The sequence below is a fragment of the Kitasatospora sp. MY 5-36 genome (assembly GCF_001182915.1).
Lineage (GTDB): Bacteria > Actinomycetota > Actinomycetes > Streptomycetales > Streptomycetaceae > Kitasatospora.
In genome coordinates, this window is record NZ_LFVW01000731.1 from 1 (window position 1) to 5,248 (window position 5,248).

The window sequence follows — 5,248 nt, forward strand, 5'->3', positions numbered from 1 at the left end:
TCCACGGGGGCCTCGCGGACGTCCCCGGCCGGGCCGGTCTCCCCGACCGCGAGGGTGGCGGGTCCGAAGCGGTGCCAGCCGCCGGGCGACCAGTAGCGGACCGGGGCGGTGAGCCGGGCGGCCCCGCCGAGGACGGCGATCCGCAGCCGGCCGTCCGGGCCGGGCCGGGCTCCGGTCTCCCGGGTCCAGCAGCGCAGCAGGGCCTCCAGTCCGGCCTGTTCGGCGGCGACGGCCGGGTCGGGGTGCAGCAGGAGGTCGTGCCCGTGGGCCCGCTCCACGGTGGGCGACGGTACGGGCGGGGCGACGGTGAGGGCGGCGGTGCTCAAGGCTGCTCCTTGGGGCGCGTGGGGGTGCGGACGCGCACTGTGGTGGAGGGGTCGGCGGGCGCTCGCACCGTCGCGTCAGGTAAGGGTTACCTATCCCTGACGGGTGATCACAAGGACGGCTCACTCGTCAGGGTGAAGATCGGGGATTGTCCACCAACGGGGCCCGATGCCCTGCTGCGTCGGCGGACCGGGCGGGCCCGGATCACGGATCGGTGACCTCCGGCCCGCACCGCAACCCGGGGGGCGGGCAGCGCCGTCCTCGTCCGCGATGGAAGACTCCATGGCGGCGAACCGCCGCACCGCGAACCGGCCGGACACGCACCACCGCGGTGCACGACCGCCGGCCGTGACACCACCGGGCGGCCCGGCACCGACCGGCACCGACCGACGAGCACAGGGGGAAGCGCACAGATGCCCACGATCCACCGGTCAGCCCTGGCCGCCGCCCTGGCCGCGGGCACCCTGCTCGCCGTGACCGCCTGCGGGCCGGACGGCCCGGCGGGCGGCGGGACGAGCCCCGCACCGCCGCCCTCCACCGAGTCGACCCAGGCCGCGGGTTCGGGCGGCGTGATCGGCGGGATCCCGCTCCCGTCCGGGCTGCCGACCAGCCTGCTGGAGGGACTGCCCAGGAGCTGGGACGACCTGAAGAAGTGGAAGTACGAGGACTGGGACAAGTGGGCGTCCAAGCACGTCTTCAACAACCCGGTGGTGAAGGACTTCTGGGACCCGGACAAGATGGGCGACTCCAAGCCCGCCGACCCGGCCCCGCCCACCGCCAAGCCCGCCCCCGCCACGCCCAAGCCGGCCACCGACGACGGCGTGACCGACCCCGACCCCGCGGCGGTCAAGGCCGTGACGGTGCCCCGCCCGTACCTGAAGCAGCCCTCCGGCAAGGTGTTCTTCTCCGCCCAGGGCGGCCGCGGCAACTGCTCGGCGACGGTGATCGCCGACCCCCAGCACCCGGGCAAGAGCAACCTGGTCTGGACGGCCGGGCACTGCGTGCACGAGGGCAAGGGCGGGAACTTCTACAAGGACCTGGTCTTCGTGCCCGCCTACAACAACTCCGGCGCCTCCAGCGGCGGCAAGCGGGCCCCGCTGTCCGAGCTGGCCCCGCTCGGCACCTGGTGGGCCGACCAGGTCACCACCTCGCCGCAGTGGATGGTCGAGGGCGGCGGCACCGGCGACGCCGCCAACCAGTACGACTTCGCGGTGATGCGCGTGCACAACCAGAACGACACCGGCAAGTCCCTGGAGGAGACGGTCGGTTCGGCCGTCCCGGTCTGGTTCGACGCGCCGCGCGACCAGCTCAAGGTCTCGGCCGTCGGCTACCCCCTCGCCAAGCCGTTCGACGGCCAGGAGCTGTACAAGTGCGACGGCGGCAAGCCCACCCGGCTCTCCTTCGACGCCAAGCGCCCGACCATGCTGACCATCGGCTGCACCATGACCCAGGGCGCCAGCGGCGGCGGCTGGTTCGCCACCATGCCGGACGGCCGGACCGCGCTGGTCAGCAACACCTCGATCGGCACCCAGGAGCACACCTCGCTGAGCGGGCCGTACCTGGAGGCGGTCGCCCGGCAGGCGCTGGACTGGATCTCCAAGAAGTAGCCGCCGCCGGCGGGGGGCGGTAGGGAACCACCAGCACAGCACGGGGGGACGAGCCAGCATGCCGAGAACCACCAGCCGTCGGCGCCGGGCCGCGACGGGCGGCGCCGCGCTGCTCGCCGCGCTCGCGCTGGGCGCGGCCGGGTGCGGCCCGGACGGCCCCGCCCGGCCCGCCACCGCGCCCCTCGCCCTGCCCAGGTCGTCGCCCACCAGCCCGGGCGACCTGAGCGGCTGGAAGGTGGACGACTGGGCCCGCTACGTCGCCGAGAGCGCCTTCGCCAACGACGCGGCGCCCGGCGCCTGGACGGCGGCCCGGATGGACGCCGCCAGGCCCCGGCCCACCCCGGAGTACTCGCTGACCGCCCCCGCGGCGGCCGGCGTCGAGCGGGACGCCCCGCCCGCCGCCGTCCCGGCCAAGCCGCAGCCGCACCCGTACGGACCGGTCGGTTCGGTGGTCGGCCGGCTCTTCGCGACCACGTCGCAGGGCGACGTGTCCTGCTCCGCCACCGTGGTCTCCGACCCGGTCAACCCGGGCCGCAGCAACCTCGTCTACACCGCCGCGCACTGCCTGCACGACGGCAAGGGCGGCGGCTGGCTGAAGAACCCGGTCTTCGTGCCCGGCTTCAACCGGGACGGCCAGGCGGTCCACGGCAAGGCGAACGCCGACCGGCTGGTCGCCCCGTACGGCCGGTGGACGGCGGTGCGCGCGCTGGTCTCGCCGACCTGGCTCCAGGAGAGCGGCGTCGGCGCCCACCACCAGTACGACTACGGCGTCCTGCGGGTGCGCGGCGAGGACGGCTCCGGGAGGTCCCTGGAGGAGACGGTCGGCGGCTCGGTGCCGATCTGGTTCAACGCCCCGCGCGACCAGATCACCGGGACCGCCGCCTACGGCTACCCGGCCGAGCGGCCGTTCGACGGCCTGGAGCTCGAACACTGCGACTCCCCGCTGGCCCCCGGGCTGCTCTCCTTCGACCGGGACCGCCCGCCGATGTACGTGATCGGCTGCACCATGACGGCGGGCGCCGCCGGCGGCGGCTGGTTCGTCATCCGGGACGGCAAGCCCAACCTGGTCAGCGTCGGCGCGGTCGGCAACCGCAACCCGGCCGGCTACCAGGCCGGCCCCTCCCTCCAGGACCAGGCGAAGCAGGCCTTCGACTACTTCGCCAAGAACGTCCGGTAGCACCGCCGGAAACAGCGGGGCCCCGGGACGGCGATCCGTCCCGGGGCCCCTGCGTGCGCTTCGGGCTCAGCCCTGCAGGGCCACCGCGAAGTACTCCAGCTCGGCGGCCAGCTCGGCCGGCACCTTGGCGTGCAGCAGGGTGCCCTCGCCGGTGTGCTCGGTGGAGAGCAGCTCGCCCTCGGCGTGCACCCGGGAGACCAGCGCGCCCTGGGTGTAGGGCACCAGGGCCCGCACCTCGACCGCCGGACGCGGCAGCTCGTCGTCGATCAGCCGCAGCAGCTCCTCGATGCCGGCGCCGCTGCGGGCCGACACCACGATGGCGTGCGGCTCGCGGCGCAGCAGGCGCTGGAGCACGTGCGGATCGGCGGCGTCCGCCTTGTTGATCACCACGACCTCCGGCACGTTCTGCGCGTCGACCGAGACGATGACCTCGCGGACGGCGGCCAGCTGCGTCTCCGGCTCGGGGTGCGAGCCGTCCACGACGTGCAGGATGAGGTCCGCGTCGGCGACCTCCTCCATGGTCGAGCGGAAGGCCTCGACCAGGTGGTGCGGCAGGTGCCGGACGAAGCCGACGGTGTCGGCCAGGGTGTAGAGCCGCCCGGTCGGGGTCTCGGCCCGGCGCACCGTCGGGTCCAGGGTGGCGAACAGCGAGTTCTCCACCAGGACGCCGGCGCCGGTGAGCCGGTTGAGCAGGGAGGACTTGCCGGCGTTGGTGTACCCGGCGATGGCCACGGACGGCACCTGGTGGCGCCTGCGCTCCTGGCGCTTGGTGTCGCGGCCCTTCTTCATGTCGGCGATCTCCTTGCGGAGCTTCGCCATCTTCTCGCGGATCCGGCGCCGGTCGGTCTCGATCTTGGTCTCACCGGGACCGCGGGTGGCCATGCCGCCGCCCGAGGAGCCGGAGCCACCGCCACCCATCTGCCGGGACAGCGACTGACCCCAGCCGCGCAGCCGCGGCAGCATGTACTGCATCTGCGCGAGCGAGACCTGCGCCTTGCCCTCCCGGGACTTGGCGTGCTGGGCGAAGATGTCCAGGATCAGGGCCGTCCGGTCGACGACCTTGACCTTGACCACGTCCTCCAGGTGGATCAGCTGGCCCGGGGTGAGCTCACCGTCGCAGACCACGGTGTCGGCGCCGGTGGCGGCGACGATGTCGCGCAGCTCCTTCGCCTTGCCGGAGCCGATGTAGGTGGCCGCGTCGGGCTTGTCACGGCGCTGGATGACGCCGTCCAGCACCTGGGAGCCGGCCGTCTCGGCGAGCGCGGCGAGCTCGGCCATCGAGTTCTCCGCCTCCTCCAGCGTGCCGTCCGTCCAGACGCCGACGAGCACCACGCGCTCCAGGCGGAGCTGGCGGTACTCGACCTCGGTGACGTCTTCGAGTTCGGTGGAGAGGCCGGCGACACGGCGCAGGGCGGCTCGCTCGCTGCGGTCGTACTGGTCGCCGTCGTAGTGGTGGCCGCGGTCCTCGTCGATGGCCGCGAGGTCCTCGTCCATGAGGGCTTCCGCCCGCAGACCGTCGAGGCGGCGCGGAGCGTCGGCGTGGTCGCGGGTGTCGAACGTGGAGGTCATTCTGTCCTTTGGCTGGCTGGTACGGGTGGCCTTCGGGGACCGCGGTGGCGGTCCCGTACGGAGTCTGCCCAGCTGCCGCCCCGGCTACCGTCCGGGCGGGGTGAGCTACCCCTCAGGTCCCCGGGTGCCCCCGGGCTCCTGTGCCCGGAGAACGCCGTGGACCGGCCGTGAATTCCCCATGATGGTCGCACGCCCGGCGCGGGCCGGTCATCCCCATTTTCCCCGGGACGGCGGCCCCTACGAACCCTCCGGGGCCTGCGGCCGGCTCACGTCGTACACCCCGGAGACCTTGAGCATCGCCCGCATCAGCCCGGGCAGCGCGGCCGGCTCGGGCAGTTCGACGGTGTAGGTGTGCCGGACCCGGGACTCCTGCGGCGGCTCGACCTCGGCCGAGACGATGCCGACGCCCGCGCCGGAGATCGCCGCGGTGAGGTCGGCGAGCAGCCGGGGCCGGTTCAGCGCCTCGGCCCGCAGGGTGGCCCGGTGCCCGGCGGCGGGCGCGCCCTCCGACTGCCAGCGGACCTCCAGCTCGGCCCGCCCGTCCGCGCGCATCCGCTCCCCCGCCGGGCAG

The 5,248-nt window shown here is 74.2% G+C and carries 4 protein-coding genes and 1 pseudogene; 2 read left to right on the plus strand and 3 right to left on the minus strand.

All coding sequences use genetic code 11. The features are described from left to right. A pseudogene (locus AE652_RS34695) lies at window positions 1-326 on the minus strand (hypothetical protein); the annotation flags it as partial. Window positions 327-737: 411 nt separating this feature from the next. On the opposite strand from AE652_RS34695, the gene AE652_RS34700 reads away from it, so the two are divergent. Both AE652_RS34700 and AE652_RS34705 read left to right on the plus strand, forming a co-directional pair. Continuing rightward, window positions 738-1,931: a serine protease gene (locus AE652_RS34700; protein ID WP_049658939.1), complete on the plus strand. Its 1,194-nt coding sequence runs from the start codon at window positions 738-740 to the stop codon at window positions 1,929-1,931. A 58-nt stretch (window positions 1,932-1,989) separates the two neighbouring features. Then, complete coding sequence (locus AE652_RS34705) at window positions 1,990-3,108, plus strand: serine protease (RefSeq protein WP_049658941.1); 1,119 nt, start codon at window positions 1,990-1,992, stop codon at window positions 3,106-3,108. Window positions 3,109-3,174: 66 nt separating this feature from the next. On the opposite strand, the gene hflX is transcribed toward AE652_RS34705, so the two are convergent. Together hflX and AE652_RS34715 are read right to left on the minus strand one after the other, a co-directional pair. Then, complete coding sequence (hflX, locus tag AE652_RS34710; RefSeq protein ID WP_049658942.1) at window positions 3,175-4,677, minus strand: GTPase HflX; 1,503 nt, start codon at window positions 4,675-4,677, stop codon at window positions 3,175-3,177. Window positions 4,678-4,914: 237 nt separating this feature from the next. After that, window positions 4,915-5,248 (minus strand): ACT domain-containing protein (locus AE652_RS34715; RefSeq protein ID WP_369808355.1); only part of this gene is annotated, 334 nt, incomplete at its 5' end.